Annotated in this window: 15 protein-coding genes; 10 read left to right on the top strand and 5 right to left on the bottom strand. The window is 65.6% G+C overall.

Annotated elements, in window-relative coordinates; translation table 11 throughout:
- The 6 genes from argH (at position 1) to EJ073_RS25900 (ending at position 7127) form a co-directional block, all read left to right on the top strand.
- Positions 1 to 1401, top strand: coding sequence for an argininosuccinate lyase (argH, locus tag EJ073_RS25925; protein ID WP_126058099.1), 1401 nt, complete (start codon positions 1 to 3; stop codon positions 1399 to 1401).
- Positions 1402 to 1489: 88 nt separating this feature from the next.
- On the top strand, positions 1490 to 1696 hold the full coding sequence (locus tag EJ073_RS25920; protein ID WP_126058098.1) for a lipoprotein: 207 nt from the start codon (positions 1490 to 1492) through the stop codon (positions 1694 to 1696).
- A 51-nt stretch (positions 1697 to 1747) separates the two neighbouring features.
- Positions 1748 to 3016 carry a diaminopimelate decarboxylase gene (gene lysA, locus EJ073_RS25915; protein ID WP_126058097.1) on the top strand — a complete coding sequence of 423 codons (1269 nt, stop codon included), beginning with the start codon at positions 1748 to 1750 and terminating at the stop codon, positions 3014 to 3016.
- 67 nt (positions 3017 to 3083) lie between these two features.
- Positions 3084 to 4025 carry a threonine/serine dehydratase gene (locus EJ073_RS25910; RefSeq protein ID WP_126058096.1) on the top strand — a complete coding sequence of 314 codons (942 nt, stop codon included), beginning with the start codon at positions 3084 to 3086 and terminating at the stop codon, positions 4023 to 4025.
- 113 nt (positions 4026 to 4138) lie between these two features.
- Positions 4139 to 6724: a TIGR02302 family protein gene (locus EJ073_RS25905; RefSeq protein ID WP_126058095.1), complete on the top strand. Its 2586-nt coding sequence runs from the start codon at positions 4139 to 4141 to the stop codon at positions 6722 to 6724.
- 28 nt (positions 6725 to 6752) lie between these two features.
- The gene (locus EJ073_RS25900; protein WP_126058094.1) at positions 6753 to 7127 is read left to right on the top strand and encodes a glyoxalase superfamily protein; all 375 of its coding nucleotides are present in this window, start codon (positions 6753 to 6755) and stop codon (positions 7125 to 7127) included.
- 42 nt (positions 7128 to 7169) lie between these two features.
- On the opposite strand, the gene EJ073_RS25895 is transcribed toward EJ073_RS25900, so the two are convergent.
- Positions 7170 to 8048, bottom strand: coding sequence for a LysR substrate-binding domain-containing protein (locus EJ073_RS25895; protein WP_126058093.1), 879 nt, complete (start codon positions 8046 to 8048; stop codon positions 7170 to 7172).
- Between the two features lie 220 nt (positions 8049 to 8268).
- On the opposite strand from EJ073_RS25895, the gene EJ073_RS25890 reads away from it, so the two are divergent.
- Positions 8269 to 9219 carry a DMT family transporter gene (locus tag EJ073_RS25890; RefSeq protein ID WP_126058092.1) on the top strand — a complete coding sequence of 317 codons (951 nt, stop codon included), beginning with the start codon at positions 8269 to 8271 and terminating at the stop codon, positions 9217 to 9219.
- 73 nt (positions 9220 to 9292) lie between these two features.
- Here EJ073_RS25890 and EJ073_RS25885 read toward each other — a convergent pair whose 3' ends face one another.
- From EJ073_RS25885 to EJ073_RS25875, 3 genes are all read right to left on the bottom strand, one after another.
- Positions 9293 to 9664, bottom strand: coding sequence for a response regulator (locus tag EJ073_RS25885; RefSeq protein WP_126058091.1), 372 nt, complete (start codon positions 9662 to 9664; stop codon positions 9293 to 9295).
- Between the two features lie 94 nt (positions 9665 to 9758).
- Positions 9759 to 10301 (bottom strand): hypoxanthine phosphoribosyltransferase, encoded by a 543-nt coding sequence (gene hpt / locus EJ073_RS25880; RefSeq protein WP_126058090.1) that lies wholly within the window; start codon positions 10299 to 10301, stop codon positions 9759 to 9761.
- 104 nt (positions 10302 to 10405) lie between these two features.
- Complete coding sequence (locus EJ073_RS25875) at positions 10406 to 11047, bottom strand: hypothetical protein (RefSeq protein ID WP_126058089.1); 642 nt, start codon at positions 11045 to 11047, stop codon at positions 10406 to 10408.
- A gap of 195 nt (positions 11048 to 11242) precedes the next feature.
- On the opposite strand from EJ073_RS25875, the gene ftsE reads away from it, so the two are divergent.
- From ftsE to EJ073_RS25860, 3 genes are all read left to right on the top strand, one after another.
- Positions 11243 to 11902, top strand: coding sequence for a cell division ATP-binding protein FtsE (gene ftsE / locus EJ073_RS25870; protein WP_023757234.1), 660 nt, complete (start codon positions 11243 to 11245; stop codon positions 11900 to 11902).
- Entirely contained in the window at positions 11895 to 12884 is a 990-nt protein-coding gene (locus tag EJ073_RS25865) for an ABC transporter permease (RefSeq protein ID WP_126058088.1), read from the top strand. Before ftsE ends, EJ073_RS25865 begins: the two co-directional genes overlap by 8 nt.
- Before the next feature lie 137 nt (positions 12885 to 13021).
- Positions 13022 to 13774 carry a YdcF family protein gene (locus EJ073_RS25860; RefSeq protein WP_126058087.1) on the top strand — a complete coding sequence of 251 codons (753 nt, stop codon included), beginning with the start codon at positions 13022 to 13024 and terminating at the stop codon, positions 13772 to 13774.
- On the opposite strand, the gene EJ073_RS25855 is transcribed toward EJ073_RS25860, so the two are convergent.
- Positions 13764 to 14387, bottom strand: coding sequence for a pyridoxamine 5'-phosphate oxidase family protein (locus EJ073_RS25855; RefSeq protein ID WP_126058086.1), 624 nt, complete (start codon positions 14385 to 14387; stop codon positions 13764 to 13766). The two genes, EJ073_RS25860 and EJ073_RS25855, sit on opposite strands and share 11 nt — an antisense overlap.
- Between the last annotated feature and the right edge of the window lie 35 nt (positions 14388 to 14422).

Here is a 14422-nt window from a genome sequence, read left to right as displayed (position 1 = left end):
ATGAGCGACAAGAAGGCCAGCAACCAGATGTGGGGCGGACGTTTTGCCTCGGGTCCGGCCGCGATCATGGAAGCGATCAACGCGTCGATCTCGTTCGACCGCAAACTCTATGCGCAGGACATAAGAGGTTCGATCGCCCACAGCGAGATGTTGGCTGAAACGGGCATTATTTCGGCGGCCGATCAAGATAAAATCGCTCACGGGCTGAACACGATCCTGAAAGAGATCGAGGCCGGCACATTCGAATTCTCGACCAGGCTGGAAGACATCCACATGAATGTCGAGGCGCGTCTTGCCGACCTCATCGGCCCCGCCGCCGGCCGCCTGCACACCGCCCGTTCGCGCAACGACCAGGTAGCGGTGGATTTGAGGCTCTGGGTCAAGGACGAGTGCTTCCGCGTCGCCGAGGCGCTGAAAGGGCTGATCGCGGCCTTCCTCGAGCGCGCCGAGGAGCATGCGGCGACGGTGATGCCGGGCTTCACCCACATGCAGGCGGCGCAGCCGGTGACCTTCGGCCACCACTGCATGGCCTATGTCGAGATGTTCTCGCGCGACCTGTCGCGCGTCCGCGACGCCATCGAGCGGATGGACGAGAGCCCGCTCGGCGCGGCGGCCCTTGCCGGCACCAGCTTCGCCATCGACCGCCACCAGACGGCGAAGGCACTCGGCTTCCGCGAGCCGATGCGCAATTCGCTCGACAGCGTTTCCGACCGCGATTTCGCGCTGGAGTTCCTTGCTGTTGCGGCGATCTGCGCCACCCACCTGTCGCGGCTCGCCGAGGAGATCATCATCTGGTCGACGCCACAATTCGGCTTCGTCCGGCTGTCGGACTCATTCTCCACCGGCTCCTCGATCATGCCGCAGAAGAAGAACCCCGACGCCGCCGAGCTGGTGCGCGGCAAGACCGGGCGCGTCAACGGCCATCTCGTCGGCCTTTTGACGGTGATGAAGGGCATGCCACTGACCTATGGCAAGGACATGCAGGAAGACAAGGAATCGGTCTTCGACGCCGCCGAGACGCTCGACCTGATGCTGGCGGCGATGACCGGCATGGTGCGCGACATGACCGTCAATGCCGCCGCCATGAAGAAGGCCGCCGGCTCGGGCCACGCGACCGCGACCGATCTTGCTGATTGGCTGGTGCGCACGCTCGGCCTGCCCTTCCGCGAGGCGCATCACGTCACCGGCCGCGCCGTGGCGCTGGCCGAGGACAAGAAGGTCGGGCTGGAGAAGCTTTCACTCGAGGATCTGCAGTCGATCCATCCCGGTATCACCGAGGGCCTCTTCTCCGTGCTTGCCGTGCAGAACTCGGTGAAGAGCCGCACAAGCTTCGGCGGCACGGCGCCATCGGAGGTGCGCAAGCAGATCCGCTATTGGAAAAAGCGGCTTGCCAAAGCGTGAGCCGGGCGACCGCCCGATTTGCCGGGGTGCAAAGGCCATAAATTTTCGCTAGAAGCAGGCGACGAATTTTCTCCGACGGATGGGATCGATGACCGCAAGCAGGATTTTGGTGACGCTCGCGCTGCTCGCGGCGGTGGCTACCGTCACGGCCTGCGGCCGAAGGACCGGCCTCGACACGCCTTACGAGGCGGCCGTGCAGGCGCGCAAGGATGCCGAGAAGGCGCATCAGCCCGTGCCGCCGGAGCCGGAAAAACCGGTCGAGGACAAGAAGTTCATCCTCGACCCACTGCTCTAGAGTCGGTGAGATCACCGATCTCATCGTGCTTCAACTTCCGGAACCACTCTCGTGAACCATTTCGACTATCGCGACGGCGTGCTGCATGCCGAGGACGTCGCCATACCTGACATCGCGGCACAGGTCGGCACGCCCTTCTACTGCTATTCGACGGCGACGCTGACCAGGCATTTCCGTGTCTTCAAGGAGGCTTTCGCCGGGCTCGACACGCTGGTCTGCTACGCCATGAAGGCGAACTCCAACCAGGCGGTGCTGAAGACCCTGGCGAGGCAAGGCGCCGGCGCCGACGTGGTGTCGGAAGGCGAATTGCGCCGGGCGCTTGCCGCCGGCATCCCGGCCGGCAAGATTCTGTTTTCGGGCGTCGGCAAGACCGCGCGTGAGATGGATTTCGCGCTTTCGGCCGGCATCCTCTGCTTCAACGTCGAATCCGAGCCGGAGCTTGAACTGCTCTCGGCCCGCGCCACTGCGCTCGGAAAGGTCGCGCCGGTCTCGCTGCGCATCAATCCGGACGTCGACGCCAGGACGCACAAGAAGATCTCCACCGGCAAGGCCGAAAACAAGTTCGGCATTGCATGGCAAAGGGCGCGACAAGTCTATGCCCGCGCCGCGGAACTGCCCGGCATCAGGGTCACCGGCATCGACACCCATATCGGCAGCCAGATCACCGAGCTGCAGCCTTTCGACGACGCCTTCGCGCTGCTCGTCGAACTGGTCGGCGCGCTGCGCGCCGACGGCCATTCCATCGAGCATGTCGATCTCGGCGGCGGTCTCGGCATCCCCTACCGCGTCGACAACAGTCCGCCGCCGCTGCCCGACGCCTATGCCGAGATCGTCAGGAAGCACGTCACCAAGCTCGGCCTGAAGGTGATGTTCGAGCCGGGCCGGCTGATCGTCGGCAATGCCGGCATCCTGGTCTCCGAGGTCATCTTCGTGAAGGAAGGCGACGCCAAGAACTTCCTCGTCGTCGACGCCGCCATGAACGACCTGATCCGGCCGACGCTTTACGATGCCTTCCACGACATCCGCCCCGTACTGCAGCAGCCGGCGGCAGCGCCGCGCATGACGGTCGACGTGGTCGGCCAGGTCTGCGAGACCGGCGACTTCCTGGGCCTCGATCGAGACCTGCCGCGGCTGAAGGCCGGCGATCTCATCGCCGTCGCCACTGCCGGCGCCTATGGCGCGGTGCAGGCCGGCACCTACAACACCCGGCTGCTTGTGCCGGAAGTGCTGGTCGACGGCGACCGTTTTCATGTCGTGCGCCCGCGCCAGACCTATGACGAATTGATCGGACTGGATTCGATCCCGGAGTGGCTGAGGTAGACAGGCGGCGCCACGAGTTTCATCCTGGCTGGTGTGCACAACAGCCGGCACGGTTAGGAAGCGAATTATGAGCAACCCCAGCACCATCACCCGCGAACGCATCGCCGCGACGGAGCCGCGCATCCGGCCATACGTCCGCCACACGCCGGTGCTGCGCGTCGACATGGCCGATTTCGGCAAGGCGCCTCTCGCCGTCGGCCTCAAGCTCGAATGCCTGCAGCATTCGGGTTCGTTCAAGGCGCGCGGCGCCTTTACCAACCTGCTGGAGCGTTCAGTGCCCGCGGCCGGCGTGGTCGCCGCGTCTGGCGGCAATCACGGCGCGGCGGTCGCCTATGCCGCCATGCGGCTCGGTCACAAGGCCACCATCTTCGTTCCCGAGGTAAGCCCGCCGGCCAAGCTTGCGCGCATTCGCGGCTATGGCGCCGAACTGGTCGTCGGCGGCGCGCGCTATGCCGAGGCGCTGGCCGCCAGCGAGGACTTTGCCGCAAGCACCGGCGCACTGCAGATCCATGCCTTCAACCAGGAGGAAACGCTGGTCGGGCAAGGCACACTCGGCCTCGAGATCGAGGCCGATCTGCCGGAAATAGACACGCTGCTGGTCGCCGTCGGCGGCGGCGGCCTGATCGGCGGCATCGCCGCCTGGTTCGCCGGTCGCATCAGGATCATCGCCGTCGAGCCGGAGGGCGCGCCGACGCTTTATCGCGCCTTCGAGGCAGGCCGGCCAGTCGATGCGCCAGCCGAAGGCATAGCCGCCGATTCTCTGGCACCCAAGCGCGTGGGAGAGATGATGTTCCCGATCGCCGAGGCCTATGTCGAGCGTTCGCTCCTGATCAGCGACGATGACATCGTCGCCGCGCAGAAGGCGCTCTGGGACCGGGTGCGAATCATTTCCGAGCCGGGCGGTGCCGCGGCCTTCGCGGCGGTGCTCTCCGGCCGCTACCAGCCCTCGCCGGGCGAGCGCATCGCGGTTCTGGTCTGCGGCTCCAACACCGACCCCGCAAAATTCTGACCATAAAGCGGAAAGAACGGTTCACGTTTTTGGAACCCGCCTCGCCTTTGCCGTGTTTGCTGGTACACTTCTAGTCCTGAGGTTCGGGCCATCCCGCCCGGACAGGAAGGCCGATGACGCAACGACCCACTTCCAGCGGCAATCGTGGCCTGGCCGGGCGTCTTGCCCTGAGCCGGCTGGCGACGCGGTCCTCCATGGTGGTCGAGCGTGGCTGGCCGCTGCTTTTGCCGCTGCTCATCCTTGCCGGCCTGTTCCTCAGCATCTCCTGGCTCGGCCTGTTCCCGCTTCTGCCCGACGTCGCGCGCATCGGCGTGCTGATTGTCTTCGCCATAGCCGCCCTCGCAGCGCTCTACCCGCTGAGCGTCTTCCGCTTGCCGACGGCAGCCGAGATCGACCGGCGCATCGAAGCGGCCAATGAACTGCTGCATAGCCCGGTGCAGGTGCAGACCGACCGCCCGAGCGGTCAGGAAAGCATTTTCTCGCAGGCGCTTTGGCGCGAACACCAGAAGCGCATGGCTGAACGGCTGGGCAGTCTTGGCGCCGACCGGCCGCGCGCACGCGTTCCGGAGCGCGACCGCTGGGGCCTGCGCGCCGTCGCGGCGCTGCTCCTGGTCACCGCCTTCGCCTTCTCCTTCGGTCCGTCAGGCGGCCGGATAAGCGACGGCTTCGTCGCCCGCGCCGCGCGCGACGCCGTTCCGCCGCGCATCGACGCCTGGGTGACGCCACCTGCCTATACCGGCAAGCCGCCGCTCTTCCTCACCGCCGACGCCAACCAGGCGGCCGCCACCTTCACCGTGCCGCAGGGCAGCGATGTCTCGCTGCGCGTCACCGGTGGCTCGGGCGAGGAGACGCTGAGCTTTGCCGACAAGGACGGCAATGCCCGCGCCATCGACCCGGCCGGACCGCAGGCCGCCAAGCCGGTGTCGACAGCAGCGCCAAAAGTGCGCCAGTTCACCGGCAAGCTGACCGGCGACGGCGTGCTGACGCTGAAATCAGGCGAGGACGATCTCGGCCACTGGGCCTTCGCCGTAATTCCGGACAAGCCGCCGGCGATCCGCTTTGCCGGCGAGCCCAAGCGCGCCGTTAACGGCGCCTTCGAGCTCAACTACCAGATCGACGACGACTATGGCGCGGCCTCGGCCAAGGCGGAGTTCGCGCTCGCCGACCCGCAGGCACCCAACGCGCATCCTCTCTATGGCCCGCCCGACATGCCGCTGGCGGTGCCGCGGCGTGGCGGCAAGGGCAACGCCGCCAAGACCAGCAAGGACCTGACCGAGCACGTCTGGTCCGGTGGCAGCATCAAGCTGACGCTCACCGCTACCGACGACGCCGGCCACACCGCGACCAGCGAGACCAAGACGCTGATGATGCCGGAGCGGCCCTTCGCCAACCCGCTGGCGCGCGCAGTGATCGAGCAGCGCCGCATGCTTGGGCTCGACGCCAATTCGAAGCCGCGCGTGCTCGAGCTGATGGATGCCATCACGCTGCGCCCCGAGGACACGTTCGACAACATGGCGCACTACCTCGCGATCATGAGCGCCCGCAGCCGGCTGAAGATGGCCGACAATGACGACCAGCTGCGCAATGTCGTGTCCTATCTCTGGGAAATCGCGCTCGGCATCGAGGAGGGCAATCTGTCGGCCGCCGAGCGGCGGCTGCGCCAGGCGCAGCAGGCGCTGCAGGATGCCATCAACAGGGGCGCCAGCGACGAAGAGATCGACAAGGCGATGAAGGAACTGCGCGAGGCCATGAACGAGTTCCTGCAGGAGTTCGCCGAGCGCGCCAAGCAGAACCCGAACGCGCCGCAGATGCAGCAGAACGGCCAGGAACTGCGCCAGAGCGACATCGAGAGGATGATGGACGAGATCGAGAACCTGGCCAAATCCGGCGATCGCGACCGCGCCCAGCAGTTGCTGTCGCAATTGCAGGACATGATGAACAACCTGCAGGCCGGCCGCCAGCAGCAGGGCGGCGAGCAGGACAGCGAGATGCGCCAGCAGATGGACAAGCTGGGCGAGATCATGCGGCGCCAGCAGGAGATGATGAACGACACCTTCCGCATGGACCAGATGCAGCGCGGCCAGCGCCAGCGCGGCGAGAACCGCGACGAGCAGCTCGGCGAGAACGGCGGCGGCCAGGACGAGGACAGGCCTGGCCCCGGCGAGGATCGCGACCCGCTCGCGCGTCCGAGGCAGATGACGCCGCAGGAGTTCGCCGACGCCCTGAAGCAGTTGCAGGAAGGCCAGGGCAAGCTGCAAAACGACCTCGAGCAGTTGAAGAAGGGCCTGGAAGGCATGGGCATGCAGCCCAATGAGGGATTTGGCGATGCCGGCAAGTCGATGGGCAATGCCGAGCAGGCGCTCGGCGAAGGCGACGGCGACCAGGCCGTCGGCCATCAGGGCCGCGCGCTGGAGGCGCTGCGCCGTGGCGCCAAGGACATGATGAAGCAGCTGCAGGCCATGCAGGGCGACCAGGGCGGCAGCGAGCAGGGCGGCCGCCAGCAGGATGCCGACCGCGACCCGCTCGGCCGACCGCGCGCCACGCGCGGGCCCGACGACGGCAATTCGGTGAAGGTGCCTGACGAGATCGATGTCCAGCGCGCGCGCCAGATCCTGGAAGCGATCCGGAAGCGGCTCGGCAACGCGCTCAGCCCCGACATCGAACGCAGCTATCTCGAACGGCTGCTGGAACTGAAATAGCCCGCCCCTTCCCAACGGTCGCAACGCCATGCCGAAGCTCGGTGCCGTCACTCCGATATTGCGCATATTCGACGTCGCCAAGGCGCATGAATTCTATCTCGGCTTCCTCGGCTTCGAGGTGCGGTTCGAGCACCGTTTCGACGACAGTGCGCCGCTTTACACCGGCATTGCCCGCGACGGCTGCGAGTTGCATCTGAGCGAGCATCATGGCGACGGTTCGCCGGGCTCCCATATCCGCGTCGAAGTGGCCGACATAGCGGCGCTGCATCGGGAGCTGACGGTGAAGAAATACCGCTACGCCAGGCCGGGGTTGGAAGAGACGCCCTGGGGAACGAGAGAGGTCACCGTCGACGACCCGTTCGGCAACCGTCTGACCTTCTCCGAGAGCACGCCGCCAGGGTAGGAACGGAGCCGCCACCGCCCCACCGGATTGAAGCAGCGCAAGTCAGGCGTCGAGGAGCGCGCCGGGCGTCAGCGTGAACGCCTCGCGGATGGCATTCTCCATGCTGTCGATCGCTTCGCCGGCGGCGAGCGGATTGCGGTGCAGCACGACATTGGAGGAATCGATGTCGCCGAAGCCGTCGGCGGCGGTCAGCTCGCGGCAGCCTGCCGGGATGTTGCTGCGCGAGATCGGCGCGATCGCCAGGCCGGAGGTGACGGCGAGCTTGAGGCCGCCATTGGTGTCGCTGGTGTAGGCGACGCGATAGGCAAGGCCGCGCTGTTCCAGCGACTTGATGGCGAAGTCGCGGCACCAGCCGTCACGGCTGTAGAGCGCGATCGGCACCGGCCGCTCCTCGTGCCTGTGGTGCGTCTCGGACGTCACCCAGACGGTCGGGTCGTGCATCAGCACCTCGCCGCCCGCGAGATCCTGCCATTCGAAGACAACCGCAAGGTCGAGCTCGCCGGCGGTAACCGCCGCTGTCTGCGCGCCCGAATGCGCGTAGCGCACCGTCACCTCGACCTTCGGGTGGCGCGTCGAAAACGCGCCAAGGGCGCGCGACAGTATGGCATGGCCATACTCTTCGGGAATGCCGATGCGCACCGGGCCGCCAAGCGGCGCCGCCGCCATCGACGCTGCCGTCTCGTCGAGCAGCGAAACGATGCGCCTGGCATTGCCGATCAGCTCGCCGCCGCGCCGTGTCAGCGCCACGCCGCGCGAGCCGCGCTCGAACAGGCTGTCGCCAACCATGCTCTCGAGCTTCTTCATCTGCATCGACACCGCCGACTGGGTACGGCCCGCCTGCTCCGCCGCCTTGGTGAAATTGCCGGTTTCGGCCACCGCAACGAAGGTGCGCAGGAGATCGCTGTCGAGCGTCGGCTTCATCGCATCCACCATAAGCAATTTTGATTGCTGGCATCATTCCAATTCGTTTGCAACATGTCAAACGCCGGAGGATAGTCGCCTCACCCATTGGATATGCAGCCCTTGAAACCGGCTGCGGACCAATCGAGTCCTCACTCATACCCGCTGCCTGGAACGGTGGCGGGTTCTTTTTTACCGCATGCGTCGGTTTGGGATCGCGCGAATCGGGGGGCCGAATCCTATGCAGAACAGGATGGTGCTTGGCATCCTGAGCCTTTGTCTGGGCGTGCTGGTGTTTTCGCTCCAGGATCCGCTCGTCAAGGCGGTGTCGGGCCTCTACCCGGTTACCGAGGTCATGGCGATCCGCGCTATCGTCGCCTTGCCGATCCTGATCGTTATCGTGCACGCCGATGTCGGGCTGAAAGCCCTGCTCTCGAAGCGCTTCGGCACGCTGACGCTGCGCGCCTTCATCCAGTTCGCGTCCTATACGTCCTATTATCTGGCGATCGCCGCCCTGCCGCTGGCCGACGCGGTGGCGCTCTATTTCATGGCGCCGCTGTTCATCATGGCGCTTGCCGGGCCCTATCTTGGCGAACGGGTCTCCTGGCAGACGCTGGCGACTGTCCTGATCGGTCTGCTCGGCGTCCTCGTCATGCTGCGGCCGGGCGCCGGACTGTTCGACTGGGCGGCGCTCCTGTCGCTCGGCTCCGCCTTCCTCTACGGCCTCTCGCAGCTGATGGCCCGCAAGATAAGCGACACCGAATCCTCCACCGTCATGGCGTTCTACCAGAACGGCGCCTACCTGACCGGTGCGCTGCTCGTCGCCGGCCTGTTCCGGCTTGCCGGGATAGAGCACGCCGTCCACCCCAGCCTCGAATTCCTGGTGCGGCCCTGGATCTGGCCGGCATTGCCCGACCTTCTCAAGATGGCGGCCTGCGGCTTCGTCGCCTCGGCCGGCATGATCCTGCTGTCGCAGGCCTACCGGCTTGCGCAGGCCAACCGCGTCGCCACTTTTGAATATACCGGCATCATCTGGTCGCCGCTGTGGGGCTTCCTGTTCTTCGCCGAGGTGCCACACTCGGCGACCGTGCTGGGTGCCACCCTTATCATTGGCGCCGGCCTGCTTGCCTTCCGCACCGAGCGGCTAAGAGCAGCTCCGCCGTTGCTCGTGCCGACAGGCGACACGGCGTGATCGCCGACCACCGCGACGTGAACGCAATGCGATTCCTGGACTATCGTGCCGGGCGGGCCTCCGGCGCGGAACCTCAGGCGAAGCAGTTCAGGGCGCGTCCGACGCGGGCGCGGATTTCGGCGAGGGTAAAAGGCTTCTGCATGACGTCGAGGATAATGCCGTTCAATTCCTCGGCGCGCTCGCGCTGGTCGGCATAGCCGGTCATCAGCATGATCTTCATCGACGGGAACAGCGCCGCCGCCGCGGTGGCCATCTCGATGCCGTCCATCTCCGGCATGCGGATATCGGAGACGACGAGGTCATAGCCGCCCCGCGCCGCCTCGATGAGAGAAAGGCCCTGGGCGCCATCGCAGGCGACTGCCACGCTGTGCCCGTCGCGTTCGAGCGCGCGGGCGGCGAGAGTGCGGACGGATTCATCGTCCTCGACGATCAGAAGCTTTGCCATGGCAAGATACATGGCGGTGAAACGTTGACGTTTTCTGAAAATTTGAAACGTCGATGAGGCCTTTTCAGAATTCGCTCCAGCGCCCCGAGAATGCCTAGGCGTCGCCCTTGACGATTCCGACAAAGGGCAATTCGCGAAAGGCGTGCGCGACGTCCATGCCGTAGCCGACGACGAAATAGTCAGGGCAGTCGAAGCCGACATAGTCTGCGTTGAGTGCGGTCTGGCGGCGCATGCGCTTGTCGAGCAGCACGGCGATAGCGCAGCTTCTGGCGCCGCGCGACAGCATGAGGTCGCGGGTGAAGGAGAGCGTCTTGCCGGATTCAAGGATGTCGTCGATCAGGAGCACGTCACGGCCGGCGACCTCGTTGTCGATGTCGCGTAGCACCCTCACCTCGCCGCTGGTGGTTCCGGCGCCGTAGCTGGAAATGAAGATGAACTCGACCTCGGGCGACAGGCCGACATCGTGCATGGCCCGGATCAGGTCGGCGGCGAAGATGAACGATCCCTTCAGCACCGAGATCACCAGGAGGTCATGGTAGTCGCGCCCGGCGATCTCCTTGGCGAGCTCGAGATTGCGGCGGGCGATCGCCGACGCCGAAAACAGGACCTCGATATCCTTGCCGCGCACAACTGGCATTTTCGCCCTCCAGGCGTTTTGCCTACAGGACCGCGACCTTCAGGCCAGCGAACGCGCTGTAGAACTTCTTGATTTTGCGCCGGATCGCGCGATGCTGTTCCGCCTTAGCCGGCGAAGTTGACCGCCACGGCCTTCACGCCGTTTCTAGGCACATCGAGGCGGCTGGAAAAGCCAAATCTTTCGCCGGGCGCCAGCGAGCGGCCGGATGTCCCCAGCGTATAGCGGGTGACCTGGCTGTCATTGCCGGTGACGCGGATCTCCAGCGGCGGCATTTGCGCGGCCTGCGCCCCGTCATTGGCGGCTTCGCCGTCGACGAACAACACAGGTTTCAGCCCCGACGCGTCGATGCGCGACGTGATGTCCGATATGCTGAACACCGCCGCCGGTTGCGCGGCCTTCCAGAACGGCGATTGACGAACCAGCGCATGGCCGCCGGAGACCCAGAAGGCGGCCAGCGCCGCACTGACGCCGGCAATCCAGAAAAGCGGTCCGCCGCGCGATGCCGGCTGCCGCTCGGTCGCAGCCTCCGGCTTGCGCAGCATGTCCATACCTTCGATGGTAGGCGTGGCGGTCGCGCGGGAAGGCGACGCCGCCGGCGCTTCCGGCATAGCGGAAAGACGCGGCAGCACCTCGTAATCGGCATCGACGATGTCGATCACCGGCCCGCGCGGTTGCAGCGCGGCACTTGTCCCCAGCCCGGCCATGATTTCGCCGGAAACCGGGCGCGCGGTTCGATCCTTAGCCATATGGCTCCAGTACTGAAAGCACCTGTTCGCTGTTCGTTTCTTTTGGGTAAACGCAAATGGTTAACGCTTCCCCACCGGAACCCCGGTGATGCATCGAAAAGCATCAAAAATTAACCAAGGGTTAACCATGCGGGCCGATGGTCTTTTGAGAGAAAGGGCTGGCGTTTCGCCGCCGCAAGTTCCAGGTCGCCGAACGTGATCCGCTTCGAAAATGTCGGCCTCCGCTATGGCATGGGTCCGGAAATCCTCCGCGACATTTCCCTGCACATACCGGAGCGCTCCTTCCAGTTCCTGAGCGGGCCTTCCGGCGCCGGCAAGACGACGCTGCTGCGCCTTCTGTTCATGTCGCTGAAGCCGACGCGCGGGCTGATCACCATCTTCGGCAAGGACCGCTCGCGCATCTCGCGCAGCGAGCTGCCGCATCTGCGGCGCCGCATCGGCGTCGTGTTCCAGGATTTTCGCCTGCTCGACCATATGACCACCTATGAGAACGTCGCCCTGCCCCTGCGCGTGCGCGGGCGCGAGGAGGCGAGCTACCGCACCGACGTGACCGAATTGCTGAAATGGGTCGGTCTTGGCGAGCGCATGCATGTGCTGCCGCCGGTGCTCTCCGGCGGCGAGAAGCAGCGCGCCGCGATCGCCCGCGCGCTGATTGAGCAGCCCGAGATCCTGCTCGCCGACGAACCGACCGGCAATGTCGACCCGCCGCTGGCGCGCCGGCTGCTTCGGCTGTTTATCGAGCTCAACCGTCTCGGCACCGCCGTGGTCATCGCGACTCACGACCTCGGCCTGATGGAGCAGGTCGACGCGCGACGCATGATCCTCGCCGGCGGAAGGCTGGATATCTATGACTGAGCTTTCCGCCGAACATCTCCATGACCAGCCGGCCGAGATGACTGGCGTGATGCAGCGCGCCCAGCGCAGGATGGCGCCGATCGTGCCGGCTCAGAACATCGCCGGACGGGCGCTGGTGCTGGTCATCGCCATCATGACCTTCCTGTCCTGCCTGACCTTCGGCGCCGTGACCCTGGTGCGCGACACCGCCTCGGTGTGGGAAAACCAGATCTCGCGCGAGGCGACGATCCAGATCAAGCCGGTCGACGGCCTCGACATGGAGGCCGCGCTGGCTCAGGCCTCACAGATCGCCAGCGAATTTCCCGGCGTCAAGGGCACCAAAATCATCGACCGGGACGCTACCGCCCGCTTGCTGGAGCCGTGGCTGGGCACAGGCCTCAACATCGACGAATTGCCGGTGCCGCGCCTGGTGATCGTCACCATTGACGAGAACAGCCCGCCCGACTTTGCGGCGATGCGCGCCGCGATCGCGCCCAAACTGCCGAGCGCGGCACTCGACGACCACCGCACCTGGGTCGACCGGCTCGTGGCCATGGCCCGCACCACGGTGACCATCGGCATCGCCGTACTGGTGCTGATGCTGTCGGCGACGGTGCTGACAGTGGTGTTCGCGACGCGCGGCGCTATGGCTGGCAACGGCCATATCATCGAGGTGCTGCATTTCGTCGGTGCCGAGGCGCGCTTCATCGCGCGCGAATTTCGCTGGCATTTCCTGGTCACCGGCATGAAGGGCGCCGCCGCAGGAGGCGCTGCCGCGATCCTGGTCTTCATCGTCTTTTCCTGGTGGTCGTCGCGCAACATGGCCACGCCCCAGGCGGACCAGGCGACAGCCCTGTTCGGCAATTTCGCCATCGGCTCGGCTGGCTATCTCGGCGTCGGCTTGATGGTGCTGGTGATCGGTGTGCTGACGGCGGCGACATCCCATGCCACCGTGGTCGCCTATCTCAGCGACATCGACATGCGCCAGCCGGATGGGAGCTGAGCATGATCCGGAACCGGGAGCGAGCGAATGCTGAACCGGTCATGTTCAGCAAGGGTCTGATCACGCAAGAGAAACTGCCGTAACGCAATGTGCGCCTTTTCATCTATCAAAGGCCGCATTTCAGGATTAACCATAGGATGATGGACGCGCGGGACACGACCGGGACGGCTGGACGGAGGCCAGTTGCTGGTACCCGGGGGCATGGGCCCGGCAATCTGGCCCGTCTTGTCATGGTCCTTCGGATCTGTGCTTTCTCGGTCCTGGCGCTAGCGGCTCTGTTTGCCGGCGGCTTCGGCTGGTTCGCCAGCACCGTCAGCCACATGACGACGCCCGCTAACCCCGCCAGGGCCGATGCCATTATCGTGCTCACCGGTGGCCAGTCGCGCCTCGACGCGGCGATGGACCTTCTCGCCTCCGGCAAGGGCGAGCGCCTGCTGATCAGCGGCGTTCATCCTTCCGCCAGCCGCCGTCAATTGCAGGCCGCGACCGGCGGCGACAAGGCGCTGTTTTCCTGCTGCGTCGACATCGACCGCGCCGCGCTCGACACGATCGGCAATGCCGAGGAGAGCGCCAAATGGGTGGAGAGCCACGCCTATGGCAGCGTCATCCTTGTCACCAACAATTACCATATGCCGCGCAGCCTGCTGGAGATGGGGCGGCTACTGCACGGCGCCAAGCTGGAGCCCTATCCGGTGGTCAACACCAATCTCGGCAATGGCGGCTGGCTGACCAAGCCGGAAGCGTTGCGCGTGCTTTTGACCGAATACAGCAAATATGTGCTCGCGCTGGCGCGCGGCATCGTCCCGCTGCGCCAGACCGCCGACGGCATCGCCCTGGCGGAAGCCTCCGTGGTCAAGAGCGAGAAGCCGCCGGCCCGCATTACCCCGTAGCGGCGACCCCGCGCAGGCGCTCGACCTCCTGTTCGAGGCTCGCGATGCGCCGGTCGCGTTCGGCCAGCGCCGCTGCCACGTCGGCCGCCTCGAAGCGCTGCGGAATGTGCTGCGGGCAATTGGCATCCCAGGTCGAGACGTTGAACAAGATGACCTGCTCGGGACGCGCCTTGTAGCCTCGCGGCATCAGGCTCGCCGTCAGTTCGGCGTCGCCCTCGACGACACGCGCCCTGCCCCAGACCTTGATGCGCTGACGGTGGGCATAGTCGATCAGGAACAGGAAAGCTTGCGCATTGTCGGCGAGATTGCCCTGGGTGATGAATTGCCTGTTGCCCGTGAAGTCGGCGAAGCCGATCGTCTTCTCGTCGAGCACCTTGAGGAAGCCGGCCGGTCCGCCGCGATGCTGGATGTAGGGCTGACCCTCACCATTGGCGGTCGCCAGGAAGACGCTGGTCTGCGCCGCGATGAAAGCGGCAAGGTCGGGCGTGATGACATCCCGCCAGCCGCCGCGCTCCTCGACGCGGGAATAGGCTTCGCGCGAGCCTTTACGTGCCTGGATCGCCTTGACGCTCGGCGTGAAGGCGACGTCGCTGGCGAAAGCATGGGCGTTCATATGGCGCTGTCCTCCAAAACTGGTGATGCACCCAA

Origin of the sequence: Mesorhizobium sp. M4B.F.Ca.ET.058.02.1.1 (assembly GCF_003952505.1) — a bacterium.
GTDB lineage: Bacteria > Pseudomonadota > Alphaproteobacteria > Rhizobiales > Rhizobiaceae > Mesorhizobium.
Note: the sequence above shows the minus strand (reverse complement) of the source record. Positions and strands in the feature narration are given on the sequence as shown.

Bases quoted from the DNA above. Each gene is read 5' to 3' on its own strand.
- EJ073_RS25875 (WP_126058089.1), bottom strand. From the start codon at position 11,047: ATGGCTAAGGATCGAACCGCGCGCCCGGTTTCCGGCGAAATCATGGCC.
- argH (WP_126058099.1), top strand. From the start codon at position 1: ATGAGCGACAAGAAGGCCAGCAACCAGATGTGGGGCGGACGTTTTGCC.
- EJ073_RS25865 (WP_126058088.1), top strand. From the start codon at position 11,895: ATGACTGAGCTTTCCGCCGAACATCTCCATGACCAGCCGGCCGAGATG.
- EJ073_RS25890 (WP_126058092.1), top strand. From the start codon at position 8,269: ATGCAGAACAGGATGGTGCTTGGCATCCTGAGCCTTTGTCTGGGCGTG.
- EJ073_RS25895 (WP_126058093.1), bottom strand. From the start codon at position 8,048: ATGAAGCCGACGCTCGACAGCGATCTCCTGCGCACCTTCGTTGCGGTG.
- EJ073_RS25860 (WP_126058087.1), top strand. From the start codon at position 13,022: ATGATGGACGCGCGGGACACGACCGGGACGGCTGGACGGAGGCCAGTT.
- hpt (WP_126058090.1), bottom strand. From the start codon at position 10,301: ATGCCAGTTGTGCGCGGCAAGGATATCGAGGTCCTGTTTTCGGCGTCG.
- EJ073_RS25905 (WP_126058095.1), top strand. From the start codon at position 4,139: ATGACGCAACGACCCACTTCCAGCGGCAATCGTGGCCTGGCCGGGCGT.
- EJ073_RS25885 (WP_126058091.1), bottom strand. From the start codon at position 9,664: ATGGCAAAGCTTCTGATCGTCGAGGACGATGAATCCGTCCGCACTCTC.
- EJ073_RS25910 (WP_126058096.1), top strand. From the start codon at position 3,084: ATGAGCAACCCCAGCACCATCACCCGCGAACGCATCGCCGCGACGGAG.
- EJ073_RS25900 (WP_126058094.1), top strand. From the start codon at position 6,753: ATGCCGAAGCTCGGTGCCGTCACTCCGATATTGCGCATATTCGACGTC.
- EJ073_RS25920 (WP_126058098.1), top strand. From the start codon at position 1,490: ATGACCGCAAGCAGGATTTTGGTGACGCTCGCGCTGCTCGCGGCGGTG.
- EJ073_RS25855 (WP_126058086.1), bottom strand. From the start codon at position 14,387: ATGAACGCCCATGCTTTCGCCAGCGACGTCGCCTTCACGCCGAGCGTC.